A 15,581-nucleotide genomic window follows, 5' to 3' on the forward strand; every position below is an offset into this window, starting at 1 on the left:
CTCCGACCCTACCGGGGCTGCGGCGGACCGCCGATCACGCTCAGCGCTGGCAGTGCGGGCACCAGTAGGTGTCGCGCAGCTGCAGCTCGTTCGCCCCGGTCTGGTCGTGCCGGATGCGCGTGCGGCACCGCCGGCAGGGTCGGCCCTCGCGACCGTAGACCCAGTCCTGCATCCCGGGGCGGGTGTCGCCCGTGAAGGTGCGGTCGACCCGGTCGCGATTGGCGAGGATGACCCGCTGCGCGAGCGTCACGACCCCGGCGAGGTCGGTCACCTCGCCCACCGGGCGGTGCGGGTCGAGACCGCGGAGGAAGCACACCTCGTTCGCCAGCTCGTTGCCGAGCCCGGCGAGGTTGCGCTGGTCGAGCAGCGCGACGACCACCGGACGGTCGGGATCGGACGACAGGCGCAGCAGCGCCTCGCCCTCATCCCAGTCGGGCCCGAGGAGGTCGGGGCCCAGGTGCCCGACCACATCTTGCTCGTGGTCGCGCGGCACGACCTCGACGATGCCCAGGTCGAAGCCGACCGTCACCCACTCGGCGTTCTCCAGCACGATCCGCGCCGCGTAGGCCGGGCGCCGCCACTTCGTGCCGTGCTTGTAGATGTGCCAGCTGCCCTCCATCTTGAGATGGGTGTGGATGCTGAGGTCGCCCACGCGGGTGAGCAGGTGCTTGCCGCGGCTGACGACCTCGTCGACGGTCTGCCCGACCAGGTCGAGGGTCGCGAAGGCCGGCACCCTGACGTCGCTCACCGTCAGCGGCCGACCGGCGAGCGCCTGGTTCAGGTGCACCGCGGTGCGGTAGACGGTGTCTCCCTCAGGCACGCAGCCTCAATCCCCGGGGCGTGCCGGTGAAGCCCGCGGCGGCCAGGGCGTCGCCCACCGCCGTCCCGAGCACGAAGTCGCCGTTCGCGCGCTCGACGGCCAGCCGGTCGATCCGGCCGCCTCGCACCGCCTCGGCCACCGAGGAGGCGGCGAGGCCGAGCACAGCCGGGTCGTCGCTGAACGAGAGCATGCTCTTGCCGCCGCGTTCGAGGTAGAGCGCCAGCTCGCCGTCGACCAGGGCGACGAGCGCGCCGGCCTTGCGGCCGGGCCGGTGCCCCTCGACCGTCGGCCACGGCAGGGCCGCGCCGTACGGGTTGGCGGGATCGGTCGCCGCGAGGGTGAGGGCGGTTGGCGCATCGTCGCGCAGGCGGTCGCGGCCGATCGCATCTGGAGCGAACCCTCGCAGCCGGTCGATGGTGCCGCCGGTCGCGAACTGGGCGGCGCCGAGCGTCTCGATGAAGTATCCGCGACGGCAGCGGGCGCTCTCCTCGAAGCGGCTCAGCACCCGGTACGCCAGCGCGAACCCACCCGGAAGGCGCTCGTTCATCACCGAGCCGCGGGTGACGACGCCGTAGCGGTCGAGCAGCAGCTCGGCGCTCGCGGTGGCGCGGATGGTCGCGTCGCTCGCCGGGTCGGGCAGCAGCGACCAGCGACCGCCCGCGGTCGGCGGCCCGACCCGCGTCTGCATCGTCGCGCGGGGGATGGCCCTGCCGCGGTACATCCGCGACCGCGGGGCGGTGCGGCGCGTGCTGTGCGACGACGAGCCCGACCCGGTCAACGTGCGCAGCGGGGCGACGGTGTCGTTCGTGACGAGGCCGGCCCACACCAGATCCCACAGCGCGTCGACGATCGCGGCGTCGTCGGGCACGCGGTCGGGCAGCTCGGCGGCGACGTGGTCGGCGAGGCTGCGGAAGAAGTAGGCGCCCCCACGGGCCAGCGCGGCGAGGAGGGCGCGGTGCACCTCGGTCTCGTCGATCTCCTCGGGCGCCACCGCGGTGACCGGCAGCGAGTCGTACGTGTGCAGGGCCACCCAGCCGTCGCTGCCCGGCAGCGTGCCGCGTCCCGTCCACACCACCTCGCCGGAGGCGGTGAGCTCGTCGAGCATCGCCGGCGAGTAGTCGCGTACCCGCGCGGGCAGCACGAGCGTCTCCCATGCGGAGGCGGGCACGGGCACACCCGCGAGCTGCTCGATCACCGTGAGCACGCCGTCCACCCCGCGGAGGCTGCCGCCGACGTGCTGCCAGGCGGGGAGGAAGCGCCCGAACGTCGGAGGATCGACGGGCTCGATCTCGTGCCGCAGCGCCGCGAGCGAGCGGCTGCGGAGGCGGCGGAGCACCTCGGCGTCGCACCACTCCGTCGCGCCCGCCTGGCCCAGGCGCTCGGCGTCGGCCGAGATGCCCGTCGGCCGGAACTCGCCCTCCACCAGTCGGCGGTCGCTCGCCAGGCGCCGCAGCGCATCCTGCACCACCGAGACCCCGAGCCCGAACCGCGTCGCCGCCTCCGTCGCGAGGAAGGGGCCGTGCGTGCGGGCGTACCGGCTCACGAGGTCGAGCACCGGATGCTCGACGGGGGCGATGAACGCGTCGGGCACCCCGAACGGGATGGGCACGCCCAGCGCGTCGCGGAGGCGACCGGCGTCTTCGATCGCGGCCACCTCGTCGCGACCGGCGATGCTCACGCGGAGCGCCCGGCGCGAGGCGACGAGCTCGTCGACCACCTCGCTCACGCGCGGAGCGAGATCATCCTGACCGCGCTCGGCGATCTCGGCCTCGGAGAGCGGGCCGAGGAGGCGCAGCAGGTCGGCGACGGCCTCCAGGTCGCGGGCGCGGCGGTCGGGAGCGAGCCGCTGCAGCTCGCGCTGGGTCTGCTCGATCACATCCGGATCGAGCAGCTCGCGCAGTTCTGCCCGACCGAGCAGCTCCGACAGGAGGCTGGGATCGAGCGCGAGCGCGGCGGCGCGGCGCTCGGCCAGCGGGCTGTCGCCCTCGTAGACGAAGGACGCGACGTAGCCGAAGAGCAGGCTGCTCGCGAACGGCGACGCCGTCTGGGTCTCGACCTCGACCACGCGGACGCGACGCGACTGGACGTCGCGCGCCAGGGCGAGGAGGGACGGGAGGTCGTAGACGTCCTGCAGGCACTCGCGCACCGTCTCGAGGATGATCGGGAACGTCGGGTACTTACGTGCCACCTCGAGCAGCTGCGCCGACCGCTGCCGCTGCTGCCAGAGCGGAGAGCGGCGGCCCGGGTTCTGCCGGGGGAGCAGCAGCGCACGGGCGGCGTTCTCGCGGAAACGGGAGGCGAAGAGCGCTGACCCGCCGACCTCGTCGGTGACGATCTGCTCGAGCTCGGCCGGTTCGAAGAGGAAGAGCTCGGCCGTCGGCGGATCGCTCTCGGTGTCGGGCATCCGCACCACGATGCCGTCGTCGCTGGCGACGGCGTTCGCCTCGACCCCGAAGCGCTCGCGCACCCGGGCGTTGATCGCCAGCGCCCACGGCGAGTGGACCGGCATGCCGTACGGGGAGTGCAGCACGACCCGCCAGTCGCCGAGCTCGTCGCGGAAGCGCTCGACCACCAGCGTGCGATCGCTCGGCACGCTGCCGGTGGCCTCGCGCTGCTGGCTCACGAAGGTGACGAGGTTGGTCGCCGCGCGCTCCTCGAGCCCGGCGGCCCGTGCCCGCTCGAGCGCCGCCTCGGGCTCGTCGGCGGCCAGCGTGCGGGTGAACTCGCCGATGGCGGCACCGAGCTCGGCCGGGCGACCGAGGCCCTCGCCGCGCCAGAACGGGAGCCGCCCGGGCTGCCCGAACGCGGGCAGCACCAGCACGCGGTCGTGCGTGATCTCGTGGATGCGCCAGCTGGTCGCGCCGAGCGCGAAGACGTCGCCGACACGCGACTCGTAGACCATCTCCTCGTCGAGCTCGCCCACACGCCTGCCCGGGGCCGAGCGGGTGGGCGCCGGCGCCTCAGAACCGGCATCGGTGGGCTCGCCGCCCACCATGAACACGCCGAACAGCCCCCGGTCGGGGATCGTCCCGCCGCTCGTGACCGCGAGCCGCTGCGCGCCGGGTCGGCCGGTGAGCGTGCCGGCGTCGCGATCCCAGACCAACCGAGGCCGCAGCTCGGCGAACTCGTCTGAGGGGTACAGACCCGAGAGGAGGTCGAGGGTGGCGTCGTACGCCGAGCGCGGCAGGCCCGCGAACGGCGCGCTGCGGCGCACGGTGTCGAACCACACCTCCACGTCGATCGACTCGAGGGCGCACGCCGCGACGGTCTGCTGCGCCAGCACATCGAGCGGGTTCGCGGGGATGGCGATCGACTCGATGAGCCCCGACGTCATCCGCATCGACACCACCGCGCTGTGCAGGAGGTCGGCCCGGTGCTTCGGATAGAGCAGGCCCTTCGAGATCTCGCCCACCTGGTGCCCGGCGCGTCCGACGCGCTGCAGCCCGCTCGCCACCGACGGGGGCGCCTCCACCTGGATGACGAGGTCGACGGCGCCCATGTCGATGCCCAGCTCGAGGCTCGAGGTGGCGACCACGCAGCGGAGGCGGCCGGACTTCAGGTCGTCCTCGATGAGGGCGCGCTGCTCTTTGCTCACCGAGCCGTGGTGCGCCTTCGCGAGCACGAGCTCGGCACCCTCGGTGCTGCCGGCCTGGCCCATGAGGGCCGCCGGCGGCCGCGTGGATGCGCTCGACGCGCTCGAACCGCTCGAACCGCTCGGGGAGAGCTCGCGCAGTTCGGCGTCGGCCTCCTCGGCGATGCCGAGCCGTTCGGTGTAGATCTCGTTCAGCCGGGCCGTGAGCCGCTCGGCGAGGCGCCGTGAGTTCGCGAACACGATCGACGAGCGGTGCTCGAGGATGCGGTCGACGATGTCCTCCTCGACGTGCGGCCAGATCGAGCCCTGGTCGGGAGCCGACGCGCCGGCGGCCGACCCCTCGAGCGTCTGCAACGAGGGGATCTGCGTCATGTCGTCGACGGGCACCACCACACGCAGGTCGAACGTCTTCGTCGAGGGCGGCGCCACGATCGACACGGGACGCCCGCCTGAGAGGAAGCGCGCCACCTCCTCGCGCGGCCGCACCGTCGCCGAGAGGCCGATGCGCTGGGCCGGGGTCTCGAGCAGTGCGTCGAGCCGCTCCAGGCTGAGCGCGAGGTGCGCTCCGCGCTTCGTGGAGGCGACCGCGTGCACCTCGTCGATGATGATCGTCTTCACCGACGCGAGCGACTCGCGTGCCGCCGACGTGAGCATGAGGAAGAGGGACTCGGGGGTGGTGATGAGGATGTCGGGCGGGGTCTTCGCCAGCGTCCGGCGCTCCTGCGCCGGGGTGTCGCCCGAGCGCACGCCCACGGTGACGACGGGCGGCTCGGTGCCCAGCCGCTTCGCGGTCTGCGTGATGCCCACGAGCGGCGAACGGAGGTTTCGCTCCACGTCGACGCCGAGCGCCTTGAGCGGCGAGATGTAGAGCACGGAGGTGCCGTGCCCCTCCTCGCGCTTCTCTGAGGTGAGGCGGTCGATCGCCCAGAGGAACGCCGACAGGGTCTTGCCGGACCCGGTCGGGGCGACGACCAGCGCATCCTGCCCGCCGGAGATGGCCTCCCACGCGCCCGCCTGCGCCGGCGTGGGCTGCGAGAACGCACCACGGAACCACTCCCGTGCGGCGGGGGAGAACCTGTCGAGCACGTCGCCCATCCCTCCATCCTGGCCCGCACCCCCGACACGGCCACCGGTGTTCGCCCACAGCGGGCCGCTCCGGTCGGGTAAGAATGGAGCATGACGGTGCGCACTCCAGACCCCAACTCCGGATGGCTGAGCGATGGCGAGCTCGAGGAGGTGCGGCGGCGCATCCCGCTGCTCTACGTCGAGGCCGTTCCGGTGCGCACCGACGGCATGGGCCAGGTGATCGAGGTGGGCGTGCTGCTGCGCGTCGGCTCGAGCGGCACCATCGCCCGCACGCTGGTCTCCGGCCGGGTGATGTACGGCGAGACCATCCGCGACGCGTTGTTCCGCCACCTCGAGAAGGACCTCGGGCCCATGGCGTTCCCGCAGCTCCCGGCGAGCCCTGTGCCGTTCCAGGTGGCCGAGTACTTCCCGCTCCCCGGCGTCTCCACCTACTACGACGAGCGACAGCACGCCGTCGCCCTGGCCTACGTCGTCCCCGTGACGGGCACGTGCGAACCGCGACAGGATGCGCTCGAGCTGACCTGGATGACACCCGCCGAGGCGGCCTCCGAGGCCGTCGCCGCCGAGATGGAGGGCGGCCGCGGGGCGCTGCTGCGCGCCGCACTCGCCTCCGTCGGCCGGCTCGCCTGAGGTCCGGCGTGCTCGACTACGAGGAGCGGCGCTTCGCCTCGGCCGCCGACTGGCGCGCCTGGCTCGAGGAGCACCACGACTCGGTCGACGGCCTCCGGATCATCCTCGCCAAGAAGGGGGCGCCGCAGCCGTCGGTGACCTACGCAGAGGCGATCCAGGAGGCGCTCTGCTTCGGCTGGATCGACGGCCGGAGGAACGGACGCGACGAGGAGTCCTACCTCCAGACGTTCACGCCGCGCCGGGCCCGCAGCATGTGGTCGCAGGTCAACATCGCGCACGTGGAGCGCCTCATCGAGGCGGGGCGGATGCACGTGGCCGGGCAGCGTGAGATCGACCGGGCCAAGGCCGACGGCCGATGGGATGCCGCGTACGCGCCGCCCAGCCGCATCGAGGTGCCGGAGGATCTCACTGCGGCCCTCGCCGCCGACCCCGCCGCGGGGGCGGCGTTCGCCGGGCTCGACAGCCAGAACCGCTTCGCGATCCTGTTCCGCATCCACCAGGCGAAGCGTCCCGAGACCCGGGCGCGCCGCATCCAGCAGTTCGTCGCGATGCTCGCCGCCGGCGACACGATCTACCCCCGCAAGCCCTGACGGCCCGCCCCTCGTCGCCCCGCCCGTCACCTCGACACCGATTCCGCCGAACCCCCGTCATATCCGCCGGGCTCCGCTCTATTCGGTGTCGAAGCGGCGGTGACGGATCCGGCCTGGCGATTCACCGTCACTCATCACGGCATACGGAGAAGCCCCGCGTACATCGCGGGGCTTCTCCGTATCTCGTGACGACGGTCGTGAGTCAGCGACCGCGGCGGCGTCCGCCGCCCGTGGAGGCGGAGAAGTCGGCGGCCGAGCTGTGTCCACCCGTCGAGGTGCTGTACGTGACGCTGCTGCCGGAACGGGTCGAGCCGCCCGCACGACGCGACTGGCCTGCGCCTGCGGCAGCACCGCTCCCACCGCGGGTGCGTGCCGGGCGCTGGCCCTGACGGCCTCCGTCGGCCGCGCCCGAACCCGAGCCCGCACCTGCGCCGCCGCGCCCGCCGGAGCGACCCGAGGCAGGACGGCCGGACGCGGCGCCCGCGCCCTCACCCGAACCGGCGCCACCACCGCGGCGAGCGCGCTTGCGCTGGGCGTTCGCGCCCTGCGACCCGCCGGGTCGCGACGGCGCCTGCTGCACGGGCGCCTTCTTCACGGGCGTGACGTAGGCGGCCTGCTCGCCGACCAGCGAGAGCACCTCGGGCGACGTCGCCGTCACCTTCTGCGCGGTGACCTTGATGGCCGCCTTCCGCATCATGTCGGCGACGTCGCGGCGCTGCTCGGGGGTCATGATCGTCACGACATCCCCCTCGCTGCCGGCACGCGCCGTGCGGCCGGAGCGGTGCAGGTACGCCTTGTGCTCGGTCGGCGGGTCGACGTGCACGACGAGCTCGACGTCGTCGACGTGCACACCGCGGGCGGCGACGTCGGTGGCGACGAGCACACGCACCTCGCCCGACCCGAAGGCGGCGAGGTTGCGGTCGCGGGCGTTCTGCGACAGGTTGCCGTGCAGGTCGACCGCGGGGATGCCCCACTCGGTCAGCTGCTTGGCGAGCTTCTTCGCGTGGTGCTTGGTGCGCATGAAGAGGATGCGGCGGCCGGTGCCCGAGGCGAGCGCCCGCACGAGGTCCTTCTTGGCGTCGGCGTCTGCCGCCTCGAAGAGGTGGTGCGTCATCGCGGCGACGTGCGAGGTGGCCTCGTCGACCGAGTGCAGCACCTGGTCGTGCAGGAAGCGCGCCACGATCTTGTCGACCCCGTTGTCGAGGGTCGCCGAGAACAGCAGTCGCTGGCCGCGCTGCGGGGTGGCGTTCATGATGCGCGTGACGACGGGCAGGAAGCCGAGGTCGGCCATGTGGTCGGCCTCGTCGAGCACGGTGATCTGCACGTCGTCGAGCTTCACGAAGCCCTGCTTCATGAGGTCATCGAGGCGTCCGGGGCAGGCCACGACGATGTCGACGCCGGCCTTCAGCGCGGCGACCTGCTTGTTCTGCGAGACGCCGCCGAAGATCGTGGTGACCGAGAGGCGGTTCTTGCTCGCCAGCGGCTCGAGGGTCGCGGCGATCTGGGTCGCGAGCTCGCGGGTGGGGGCGAGGATGAGGCCTCGGGGGCGGCCGGGGACGCGCTTCGCGCCGTCCTGCGAGAGACGCACCACCATCGGGATGGAGAACGCGAGCGTCTTGCCCGAGCCGGTCTTGCCTCGGCCGAGCACGTCGCGCCCGGCGAGCGTGTCGGGCAGGGTGTCGGCCTGGATCGGGAACGGGGAGGACTTCCCCTGCTCGACGAGCACGTCGACGAGAGGAGCCGGCACGCCGAGCGCGCCGAAGGACAGGGTGTCAGAAGACAAGGGGGAGCCTTTCAGGCTGAAAGATGGCGAAGGCGCCGGTCGGCGCATCCGTTCGCCGTGAGAAAGTGTCGCTGCACCGGCCAGAAGGGCGGATGCGCGAGTAAGCGTTCTACGACGCACGCGGCTCATCGTGGAGCCTGCGTGCATCCAGCCTACAGGATGCTCAGTGGGAGCCCTCGTAGCGTTCGCCCACGGGGATCTCGGAGGCCACGGTGTCGCCCGCCGGTGCCAGAGGGCACGCCCAGGCGGGGTCGTACGCGCAGGACGGGTTGTAGGCGAAGTTGAAGTCGAGCACGAGCCGACCGTCGGGGCTGCCGAGGTGGGCGCCCTTGATGGTGTCGAGCAGGTAGCGTCCGCCGCCGTAGGTCCCTCCCGGCTTCCCCGCGAGGCCGTCCTTCACGGGGAGGAAGAGCCCACCGCCGTACGACGCGAGGCGCCACACGTCGAGGTCGCCGACGCCGGGCACGTGGGCGACGCCGAGCAGCTCGAACGGCACCAGCCCGTCGGTCCCCGTCTCGAACCCGAACGAGGCCGGCTCCTCGGGCTCGGCGAGGTCGACGACGAATCGCCAGGCGGGGTCGTAGTCGGCCACCGGCAATCCGTGGAACGTCACGCGGTCCTCGGGCAGCAGGGGAGTGGCGGGGTGGGTCGCGAACAGCTCGTCGCGCCCGGCACGCCATGCCACGTGGGCGGCGGCGGGATCGACCTCGCTCACCCGCCGCACCTCGGCGTACAGCGCGAAGACCCGCTGACGCCAGTCCGCCGTGTCGACCGCCGTGCGGATGCTCACGCCGCCTCCTCGTCGTCGCGCGGCAGGTCGTAGGCCCAGGTGGGGGCGAGCTCCTTGAGCTTGTGCCCGCGCCACTGCCAGAACGCCCACAGCGAGTACCAGACCGCCGGGGTCAGCAGCCCGGCGCCGATGGTGAGCTGGTCGCGGTAGAGCGTCTTGCCCGTGCCCTTCGGATCGGGGGCGACGGCCATCCTGTGGTCCCACAGCTTCACCGTCGTGAGCGCGCCGGTGACCGGCTGCCCGGAGTCGTGCAGGATGCGCACGTCCCCGTGCTGCCGGGTCTGCACGCTCAGCCGGATGATCTGCTTCCCCAGCGGCACCACCCCGCCGCCGCGGATCTCGACCGGATGCTGCCCCGGCTCCCACACCGTCGGAAACCCGTCCGCGGCGAGCGACTCGATGTCGAGCAGCGGGCTCGACACCTCCCTGAAGACGGCGGGGCTGCGGATGGCGCGCCAGGCCGCATCCGGGTCGCAGTCGAGGATGAGCTTCAGCAGCACGCGCATCCTCACAGTCTGTCCGGATGCGCGGGGCCGGCAAAGGCGTAGCGTGGTCGTCACAGGCTCACAGGAGGTTTCAGCATGAAGGCAGTGGTCGGCGGAACGGTCATCGCGGAGGCGCCCAAGGAGGACCTCATCGCCATCGAGGGCAACTGGTACTTCCCGCCGTCGAGCGTGAAGTCGGAGCTCCTCAGCGAGAGCGACACCCCGTACACGTGCCCGTGGAAGGGCGAGTGCCAGTACTTCGACGTGACGGTCGACGGCACCGCGCTGCACGACCGCGCGTGGTCGTACCCGAACCCGTACGCCACCGCGTTCGATCGCGTGGGCAAGGACTTCTCGAACTACGTCGCGTTCTGGAAAGAGGTCGAGGTCACCGAGTAGCAACTACTCAGGTATCCCTCGACGCACCCGCCCCCATCATGGGCGGGTGCGTCCTTCTTCTGTGCTCGCAGGCGTCCTCGCGGTCGTCGGACTGACCCTCGCCGCGCCTCTCGCCGCGGAGGCCCGGCCTCCCGTCGCACCGCCGGGCCCGGGCTCCTTCACGCTGTGGCACGACGTCGCCCTGCCGCCCGGCGCTGTCCCGATGGAGATGGTGGTCGCCTCGACCGGAACCGTCTGGTTCGCCGACGGGAGCGACGACCACCTGGCGTCGCTAGATCCCTCGACCGGTCTCGTGACCGAGGTCCCGGGCACCACCGGGTCGTTCGTCTCCTCCCTCGTCGAAGGGGTCGACGGGGCGATCTGGTACTCCGACCCGAGCGCCGCGCTCGTGCGCCGCATCGATCCCGCGAGCGGCGTCGTCACCGACTTCGGAGTGCCGGCTCCGGTGCGGCCGCTGGCGCTGACCGCCGCCCCGGACGGGTCGGTCTGGTTCGGCACGTCCGAGATCGACACCATCGGGCACGTCTCGGCGGCGCACGGGGTCGACCTCGTCACCGTCGCCTCCGACGGCGGCCAGCCGGTCGACATTGCCTGGGGCCCCGACGGCAGGCTCTGGATGACGCAGTACGGCGTCTTCGCCGTCGACGCGTACGACCCGGCGACCGGCGCGGTCGCGAGCTACCCTCTGTCGTCCCCCGCCGCGACCGAGGTGGAGGTCGGCTCCGACGGGGCGATCTGGCTCGCCGCGAGCGACCTCCTGCACCGGGTCGAGGTGGGCGGCGCCGAGGAGTTCTCCACCGTCCCGGGCGCGACCTTCGCGATGCCCTTCTCGTTGCGCGCCGGTGGTGCGGGCATCCTCTACGCCGACACCGAGGGTCGCATCCTCACCGCGGGCGCCGGAGGCGCCTTCACGCCCCTGGGCCCGGGCGGCGCGGGCCATCTCCCCGTCTCGATCTCTCGCGCCCCCGACGGCGCGCTCTGGTACTCCGACCCGGTGAACGGCCGCCTCGCCTGGGGCTGATCTCCGCACGCGTCCCCCGCTCGGCAGAACGGGCCCGGCTCAGGCGGAGCGGCGTGCCTGCGTCCGGGCGGGCGACACGTCGCGCCGCGTCCACTCGATGAGGTGGGCGGCGCTGAAGCGACGCGAGCAGCGGCTGCACGAGAGCCGCGTGGTGGGCCGCCGGTGCCGGAAGTACGAGTGCCCCGCCGGGCAGACCCCCACCCACGGCGCGAGGTCGTCGGCGCGCTCGCCGTCGTGCAGGCGCGACCCGACGTAGCCGATCGACGACGCGACCGACTTCCACCGCGGCCCGTGCCCTGCGCCCGCGCCGGCGAGGGCGTGCGCCACCTCGTGCAGCAGCACCTGGTGGATCTCGTCGTCCTCGTACCGCGACGCGAGGTACCGCGACACCGTGATCCGCCGAGCGGTGTAGTTGCACTGCCCGGCGCGGGTCTTGGCGTTGTCGAACCCGAACGACCACGAGGCGTCGAGGTGCATCGCGATCAGGGCATCCGCCCAGTGCGTGACCCGCGCCAGATCGGCCACGTCAGGACCCGATGTACGATTCGGTCACGGCGACGGCCACGAGCGACGACTCGAGCTGATCGAGCGAGGCGCCCAGCTTCTCCATGAGGAACACGGCCGCCTTGAAGTCGACGAGCGCCGCGGGGTAGTCCTCGAGCTCGAAGTGCACCTTGCCGCGGCTCAGCGTCGAGACCGCCTCGAGGGTGCCCCACTCGTGGTTCTGTGCCTCCTCGACGCAGAGCGACAGCTCCTGCAGCGCGGCGGTGAGCTTGCCCTGGTACTGCATCACCTGAGCACGGCGGATGCGTGCGCCGAGCGTGAGCTCACGGTCGCCCGAGAAGCGGGCTTGCCGCACGGCCTCGTTCGCGACGATCATCGCCTCGTCGAGCCGGCCGGTGAGCCGGAGCAGCACCACCTTCTCGTTGAGCGCGGTGAGGCTGCGGAGCTGGCCGAGCTCCTCGAGCCGCTCGGCCACCGCGTCGAGATCGACCTTCTCGCGCAGGGTGGTCATGTCGTACCCGGTGATGATGCTCATGTCCCCTCAAGGGTAACGAGCGCACCGGCGCCGCGGCCGGTCGCCGCGCCGTCAGGCGGCCTTCGTGAGGTCGACCCGGTACAGCACGTCGTCGCCGTCGCGCGGGGAACCGCGTCCGTCGGTGTTGTTGGTGATGAAGTAGAGGGAGTTCCCGGGCCCCCGGGCGACGTCGCGGATGCGGCCGTACGCGCCTGGGAACCACTCCTGCGACCGCCCGTCGAACGTGATGGTCCACAGCCGCTCGCCGCCGAGCCCCGCCATGAACACGGTGTCGCCGATCACCGCGATCCCGCTCGGGCTCGCGTCGTCGGTCGCCCACTGCGCGATGGGCTCGGTGAAGCGGCCGTCGCCGGCGAACCCCTCGGCGACGGGCCAGCCGTAGTTCGCCCCCGGGGTGACGATGTTGAGCTCGTCGTAGGTGTCCTGTCCGAACTCGGCCGCCCACATCGTCCCATCGGCGGCCCAGTCGATGCCCTGCGGGTTGCGGTGCCCGAGCGACCAGACGGGCGACCCGGCGAACGGGTTGTCCGCCGGCACCTGGCCCTGCGGCGTGATCCGCAGGATCTTCCCGCCGAGGTACTCCACCGACTGCGCGAGGTCGCGCTGTCCGGCGTCGCCGACCGTGACGTAGAGCATCCCGTCCGGTCCGAACGCGATCCGGCCGCCGTTGTGGGTCGACGCCCGAGGCAGCCCCAAGAGCACCACCTCCGCGGGACCGAGCGTGTGCGCGCCCGGGGTCCCCGACAGCGGCATCCGCACCACCCGGTTGTCGGATGCGGTGGTGTAGTAGGCGTAGAGCCACGACCCGTCGGCGCCCTCGAGCGGCGCGAGCCCGAGCAGGCCGCCCTCCCCGGCGGGAGCCACGTCCCCGATCTCGGTGAGGGTGACCGCGTTGCCCGCGACGTCCTCCACGATGCGGGCCTCGTCGCGCTCGCTGAGGAGCACCGACCCGTCCGCGAGCGGTGCGATCGACCACGGGGCGGGCAACCCGCCGATGACGCCGACGGGATCACCGGAAGGGACCAGCGGGCCGAGGTCTTCGGCGGGCGCCGCGGTCGGGGTGGGAGTCGGAGTCGCTGAGGCGGAGGGGGTGGCGCTCGTGGAGGGGGTACCCGTGTCGGAGGGCCCGGGGTCGGCGACACCCGTGCAGCCCGCCAGGCTCGCGGCGAGGACAGCGCCCGCCGTCAGCATCCATGGCCTGCGCATCCATCTGCTCCCTCGTCGTCGTGATCCGTGGAGCCGGTGCCGCATCCGCTCAGGCGCCTCCGCGCGGCACCTGGAACACGCTGCGCGCCGGAGACGGCGACCCGGTCGCCGTCTGATCCGTCGCGATCGGCGCTCCGGCGGCGAACCGCCGGACATCCGCTCCTTCGACCAGCCTGCTCGCCACGGCGTCGCCCGCCAACCGCCGGGGCAGCGATTCAAAGGGAAGTCCTGTGTTCGAGGCGAACGCCACGATGTTGCCGAAGCGCCGCGCCTTGAGCATCTGAGAGTCGGCCGCGAGTGCGACGTGCTCGAACACGTGCGACAGGGTCGCCGCCTGCGACCGCGCGAAGGCCAGGCCCGCGCCGTCGGCGATGTTGACGGCGAGGAGACCGTCGGGCGCGAGCACCTCCGCGACCTCGCGGTAGTACTCGACGCTCGTCACGTGCGCGGGCGTCCGCGCTCCGGCGAAGATGTCGCTCACGATCACGTCCGCCTGCCCGCGCAGTCCGGTCGGCAGGCGGGTCAGCACCTCCCGGGCGTCGCCGTATCGCACACGGATGCTCGCGCCGCGGGGGAGCGGCAGCTCGCGCCGGACGAACGCGGCGAGCTCCTCGTCGATCTCCACGACCTGCTGCCGTGAGCCCGGCCGCGTGGCCGCCACGTAGCGGGGGAGCGTGAAGGCACCCGCCCCGAGGTGCAGTGCTGTGATCGGCGCACCCTCGGATCGCGCCACGTCGATCGCGTGCCCGATCCGACGCACGTACTCGAACGACAGGTGCGCCGGGTCCTCGAGGTCGACGTGCGACTGCGGCGTCCCGTCCACGACCAGGATGCGCGACCCCGCGTCGAACGGATCCGGCCGGATGGTCGCCTGCATCCCCGACGACAGCGTGACGCTCGGCGCCTCCGACCTCTCGACCCCGCGTGCCACGCTCCGACCCTACCCTCGGACGGCCGACCGGCCGCCGGGGGAGACGGCGCCGGGCGCTCGCGGCGGGTAGACCCAGGTCACGAGCACGACCGAGATGATCATGAGCAGGAACCACGACACGAGCTTGGAGATCCCGACCAGCTCCCAGCCGTCGGCCTGCGACGGATACGTCCAGGCGTTCGACCACGTGGCGATGTTCTCGGCGAACCAGATGAACACCGCCACGAGCAGGAACGCCAGCAGCACCGGCATCCGCAGCGTGCGGCGGAACACCCGGAAGTGCATCATCGACCGGCCCCACACCACGACGACCGCGGCGACGAGCACCCAGCGCAGGTCCCAGATCCAGTGGTGCGTGAAGAAGTTGGCGTAGATCGCCGCCGCGACGAGCGCGGTCACCCAGAGTCGCGGATACCGGGTGAACCGCAGGTCGAACAGCCGGTACACGCGCACCAGGTACGACCCCACTGCGGCGTACATGAACCCGCTGAACAGCGGCACGCCCGCGATCCGCAGCACCCCGTCGGCGCCGTACGTCCACGAGCCCACGTCGGTCTTGAACAGCTCCATCACCGTGCCGACGATGTGGAACAGCACGATCACCCTCAGTTCGCGCCAGGTCTCGAGCCGCGTCGCGATCATCACGATCTGGATGGCCACGGCCGCGAGGGTGAGCGCGTCGTTCCTGGCGAGCCACGCCCCCTCCGGGTACCAGAGGCGCGCTGCCAGTATCACGGCGAGCAGCGCCGCTCCGAACAGGCACGCCCACGCCTGCTTCAGGCCGAACGCGAGCAGCTCGACCAGCCACGACACGGGGCCGCGCGCGGGGGTCCGGCCGAGCAGCCGCCGCAGCCAGGAGTCGATCGATCGCTCGGGACCGAGCGGCAGCCCAGAGGCCGCAGACGGGCCGGATGCGCTCATCGGCGCGAACTTATACCCGAGAATCTCAAAGTGGTCAAGCAAACCACTGGACAGGCGTGTCGAGAGTGCCTATAGTTGTTCTTTGCGCTCCCAGAACATCTCATGCCTTCATATTGCGGTCGGCACCTGTGATGGAGCGGTGTGATCGTCGCCCTTCCGGACGGCTGGACACCCTCGTCGCAGCAACACTCTAGAACCATATGGCGGGTTCTGGCCACATCTGCGGAGTGATCCCACCATCGACCGACAGTGACTCATAGGCCCGACGGGGCCCACGGAGGTTATTTC

At 72.2% G+C, this 15,581-nt stretch carries 14 protein-coding genes; 4 read left to right on the forward strand and 10 right to left on the reverse strand.

Annotation, left to right across the window (positions count from 1 at the left end):
* Window positions 1-40: 40 nt before the first annotated feature.
* On the reverse strand, window positions 41-820 hold the full coding sequence (locus ACFJGV_RS16625) for a DNA-formamidopyrimidine glycosylase family protein (protein WP_378145145.1): 780 nt from the start codon (window positions 818-820) through the stop codon (window positions 41-43).
* The gene (locus tag ACFJGV_RS16630; protein ID WP_378145147.1) at window positions 813-5,507 is read right to left on the reverse strand and encodes an ATP-dependent helicase; all 4,695 of its coding nucleotides are present in this window, start codon (window positions 5,505-5,507) and stop codon (window positions 813-815) included. The genes ACFJGV_RS16625 and ACFJGV_RS16630 overlap by 8 nt, the downstream gene beginning before the upstream one ends.
* An 81-nt stretch (window positions 5,508-5,588) precedes the next feature.
* Here ACFJGV_RS16630 and ACFJGV_RS16635 point away from each other — a divergent pair, with 81 nt between their 5' ends.
* Both ACFJGV_RS16635 and ACFJGV_RS16640 read left to right on the forward strand, forming a co-directional pair.
* A complete protein-coding gene (locus ACFJGV_RS16635; RefSeq protein WP_378145149.1) occupies window positions 5,589-6,128 on the forward strand; it encodes an NUDIX hydrolase family protein in 540 nt (179 codons plus the stop codon).
* Window positions 6,129-6,136: 8 nt separating this feature from the next.
* On the forward strand, window positions 6,137-6,718 hold the full coding sequence (locus ACFJGV_RS16640) for a YdeI family protein (RefSeq protein WP_378145150.1): 582 nt from the start codon (window positions 6,137-6,139) through the stop codon (window positions 6,716-6,718).
* Between the two features lie 202 nt (window positions 6,719-6,920).
* On the opposite strand, the gene ACFJGV_RS16645 is transcribed toward ACFJGV_RS16640, so the two are convergent.
* From ACFJGV_RS16645 to ACFJGV_RS16655, 3 genes are all read right to left on the reverse strand, one after another.
* Window positions 6,921-8,549, reverse strand: coding sequence for a DEAD/DEAH box helicase (locus tag ACFJGV_RS16645; RefSeq protein ID WP_378145151.1), 1,629 nt, complete (start codon window positions 8,547-8,549; stop codon window positions 6,921-6,923).
* A gap of 115 nt (window positions 8,550-8,664) precedes the next feature.
* Window positions 8,665-9,291, reverse strand: a complete 627-nt coding sequence (locus ACFJGV_RS16650; protein WP_378145152.1) for a DUF1684 domain-containing protein — start codon at window positions 9,289-9,291, stop codon at window positions 8,665-8,667.
* Window positions 9,288-9,797, reverse strand: a complete 510-nt coding sequence (locus ACFJGV_RS16655) for a hypothetical protein (RefSeq protein WP_378145153.1) — start codon at window positions 9,795-9,797, stop codon at window positions 9,288-9,290. Before ACFJGV_RS16655 ends, ACFJGV_RS16650 begins: the two co-directional genes overlap by 4 nt.
* 75 nt (window positions 9,798-9,872) lie before the next feature.
* On the opposite strand from ACFJGV_RS16655, the gene ACFJGV_RS16660 reads away from it, so the two are divergent.
* A complete protein-coding gene (locus ACFJGV_RS16660; protein ID WP_378145154.1) occupies window positions 9,873-10,175 on the forward strand; it encodes a DUF427 domain-containing protein in 303 nt (100 codons plus the stop codon).
* 46 nt (window positions 10,176-10,221) lie between these two features.
* Window positions 10,222-11,196 carry a hypothetical protein gene (locus ACFJGV_RS16665; protein WP_378145155.1) on the forward strand — a complete coding sequence of 325 codons (975 nt, stop codon included), beginning with the start codon at window positions 10,222-10,224 and terminating at the stop codon, window positions 11,194-11,196.
* A 39-nt stretch (window positions 11,197-11,235) separates the two neighbouring features.
* Here the strand turns inward: ACFJGV_RS16665 and ACFJGV_RS16670 are convergent, their stop codons facing one another.
* The 5 genes from ACFJGV_RS16670 to ACFJGV_RS16690 are packed head-to-tail and all read right to left on the reverse strand — an operon-like array spanning window position 11,236 to window position 15,293.
* Complete coding sequence (locus tag ACFJGV_RS16670; protein ID WP_378145156.1) at window positions 11,236-11,721, reverse strand: SprT-like domain-containing protein; 486 nt, start codon at window positions 11,719-11,721, stop codon at window positions 11,236-11,238.
* A 1-nt stretch (window position 11,722) separates the two neighbouring features.
* The gene (locus ACFJGV_RS16675; protein ID WP_378145157.1) at window positions 11,723-12,235 is read right to left on the reverse strand and encodes a hypothetical protein; all 513 of its coding nucleotides are present in this window, start codon (window positions 12,233-12,235) and stop codon (window positions 11,723-11,725) included.
* 51 nt (window positions 12,236-12,286) lie between these two features.
* A complete protein-coding gene (locus ACFJGV_RS16680; protein ID WP_378145158.1) occupies window positions 12,287-13,441 on the reverse strand; it encodes a PQQ-dependent sugar dehydrogenase in 1,155 nt (384 codons plus the stop codon).
* Window positions 13,442-13,490: 49 nt separating this feature from the next.
* Window positions 13,491-14,372, reverse strand: coding sequence for a spermidine synthase (locus tag ACFJGV_RS16685; RefSeq protein WP_378145160.1), 882 nt, complete (start codon window positions 14,370-14,372; stop codon window positions 13,491-13,493).
* A 9-nt stretch (window positions 14,373-14,381) separates the two neighbouring features.
* Window positions 14,382-15,293: a DUF817 domain-containing protein gene (locus ACFJGV_RS16690; protein WP_378145161.1), complete on the reverse strand. Its 912-nt coding sequence runs from the start codon at window positions 15,291-15,293 to the stop codon at window positions 14,382-14,384.
* Window positions 15,294-15,581: the final 288 nt, after the last annotated feature.

This window comes from Cnuibacter sp. UC19_7, from assembly GCF_042699995.1.
In the GTDB taxonomy this organism is placed as follows: Bacteria; Actinomycetota; Actinomycetes; order Actinomycetales; family Microbacteriaceae; genus Cnuibacter.